The following is a 2,493-nucleotide window of genomic DNA, read 5'->3' on the forward strand; positions in this document are numbered from 1 at the left end:
CCGGCGGGATGCTCTCCCGGACCGCCGCGGCGTACCGGGGGTGGGCGAAGCTGATCCGGCTCGGCGTGACCACGACCAGCCCGGCGTCCTCCGCCGCGTCCAGCGCGCCGGGCGGCATGCCCGCCGCCGTCAGGTCCCGCATGTCCGGCACGGTCAGCAGCGCGGCCAGCCGGACCGCCTCCCGGCTCGGGCCGGGCAGCGCCCGCAGCGTCTCGGCGAGCAGCCGGCGCAGCGACGACGGTACGGGCAGGTCCTCGTCGTGCGCGGGTGGGCGGGGCAGCCGCAGCACCGCCCGGGCCAGTTCGACGGCGAGCAGCGGGTTGCCGTCGGCGTCGCGTGCCAGCCGCTCGACCAGCGGGCGGCTGAGCGTGCCGCCGAGGCGGGCCTGAAGGATGCGGTGCAGGTCGGGCGCGGGCAGCGGCGGTACGTCGGCGCGCAGCAGCGGGTGCCGGCCGGTCGGGTCGTCGTCCAGCCCGAGCGGCACCGGCGTCGCCGGGGTCTCGCCGGTGCGGTGGGTGGCCAGGACGGCGGGCCACCGGGACAGCCGGCGCAGCGCGAACCGCAGCGCCCGGGCGCTCGGCAGGTCCAGCCACTGCGGGTCGTCGACGGCGAGCAGGAGCCGGGGCGCGTCCGTGACCGCCGCGTCGAGCAGGGTGCGGGTGGCGGCGCCCACTGCCCGTTCGTCGACCGCCGCGCCGTCGTGCTCGCCGGTCAGGAGCACCATGTCGGCCGCCGCGCGTTGCGGCGCCGGCAGCCCCGGTAGCGCGTCGGCCAGCGGGCGCAGCACGTCGGCCAGCGCCGCGTACGGCAACGCGCTCTCGGCCTCGGTGGGCGCGGCGGACAGCACCCGCCAGCCGGTGCGCCGGGCGTGGTCGAGCACTGCTCGCCACAGCGTCGTCTTGCCGATGCCGCTGGGACCGTCGAGGAGCACCGGAGTGCCCGCCGCCAGGGCGCGCCACACCCGCTCGACGACCGCGTCGCGGCCGACCAGTGCGGCGTCCATGGCGGGATGGTGGCACAGCCGCGCCCCCGAACCCAGCGTCGGCGCGGCCTAGCCCGGAACCTGTCCGCATATCGAGACGGGCGGGATCACCTCCTGGTTGCGGTAGCGGCGGTACGTCGGCGCTCCAACTCGGCCCGCTGGTCGCCGCGATCGGCGGGATCCGGGGCGCCCGGGACGGGCTGAGCAGGCTGAGGAACTTGTTGATCACTTGGACGACGGGTTCCAGGATGCGGTAGCCGATGCCGAACCTCGCCCGTACGCCGAGGCCGACGCCCCGGCACACCGCGTACGGGGCGCCGAGCGCGGACCCGATCGTGGCCCCGTACGAGGTGACCAGCTCGAACCAGATGCCGGCGGTGAACAGGAACGCGCTGATCCCCATGGTGAACCGCACGCCGTGCCGGACGACCAGCCCCATCACGCCGACCGGCACGCCGGTGAGCGAGTCGAGCAGGCTCACCCGGCGCGCGAAGCCCTCCGTCACGCGCGACCCCACCTGGCCGTTTGCGTAGCCGAACCCGAGCTTGCCGGCCAGGGCGTACTCGCCGGAGCCGCGGAACGTGCCCAGTTTCGCGCCGAACGCGGTGGCCACCTCCAGCGTCTGGCTCACCGTGAACGACAGCGGCAGGCCGGCGACCAGCCCGATCGGGAACGCGATGTCGACCGGGACCGGGAACGTCCTGCGGTGGTTCTGCCCGCCGTCGACGCCGGCGGTGAAGTCCACCTTGATGCCGAAGCCACCGCCGATCTCCAGCTCGGCCCGGGTCACCTTGCCCGCGCCGATGGCCAGGTGGAACGACGCGGCCGGGCGGCCGACTGTGAGCGTGACGGTGCCGGCGAGCCGGACGCCGCCGTCGTCGTACGTGAAGTGCGTGCCGACGCCACCGGCGCAGCAGAACGTCCGTACCCGGTAGCCGTGGGCGCTCGCGGCGGCCTGCCCGCCCGGCGCGGGCGGCGGCTGCGCGGGCGCGACGGCGAGCGGCCGGGATCGGCCGAGCGTGCCGCCGGCCGCCGCGGCGTCCCGGGTCCACGACGGCTCGCCTGCTACGTAGACGGTCGGCTGGTCGAGGGTGACGTCGTCCCCGCCGAACGTGCCGTCGCGGATCACCTCGGTGAGTGTGACCGGGCCGATCGTGACGACCAGGTCGCCGCCTTCCTCGGCCAGGTCGAGCACCCGGCCCACGCCGCGCCCGGTGAGGAACATGACCCGGCCGGGCGCGAGCCGGTCGGCGTCGCGCGCGCCGGGGTCGAGCCGCCAGGTCAGCCCGTCCGGGCTCACCGACCGCACGGTGCGGCTGCCGCCGCCGACCAGCACCACGTCCGGTTGCAGCGTGACGTCCTTCCCGGGCGCCGGCGCCTGCCCGTACCGGGGCTGCCCGTCGTCGGCCGCGTCGGCCGGGCCGGGCGTGGGGCCGCCGCAGCCGGTCACCGCCAGCAACGCCGCCACGCCAGCCGCGAGCAGCCGACGGCCGCGCACCGGCCGCCTCACA

At 76.7% G+C, this 2,493-nt stretch carries 2 protein-coding genes; one reads left to right on the forward strand and one right to left on the reverse strand.

What is annotated here, in order from left to right:
* The coding region (locus KBX39_RS28825; RefSeq protein ID WP_210873554.1) for an AAA family ATPase at positions 1–1,003 on the reverse strand (1,003 nt) is incomplete at its 3' end.
* Between the two features lie 397 nt (positions 1,004–1,400).
* On the opposite strand from KBX39_RS28825, the gene KBX39_RS28830 reads away from it, so the two are divergent.
* A partial coding sequence (locus tag KBX39_RS28830; RefSeq protein WP_210873555.1) for a hypothetical protein occupies positions 1,401–2,493 on the forward strand: 1,093 nt, incomplete at its 3' end.

It is taken from the genome of Micromonospora sp. D75 (assembly GCF_018070405.1).
Taxonomy (GTDB): Bacteria; Actinomycetota; Actinomycetes; order Mycobacteriales; family Micromonosporaceae; genus Micromonospora; species Micromonospora chalcea.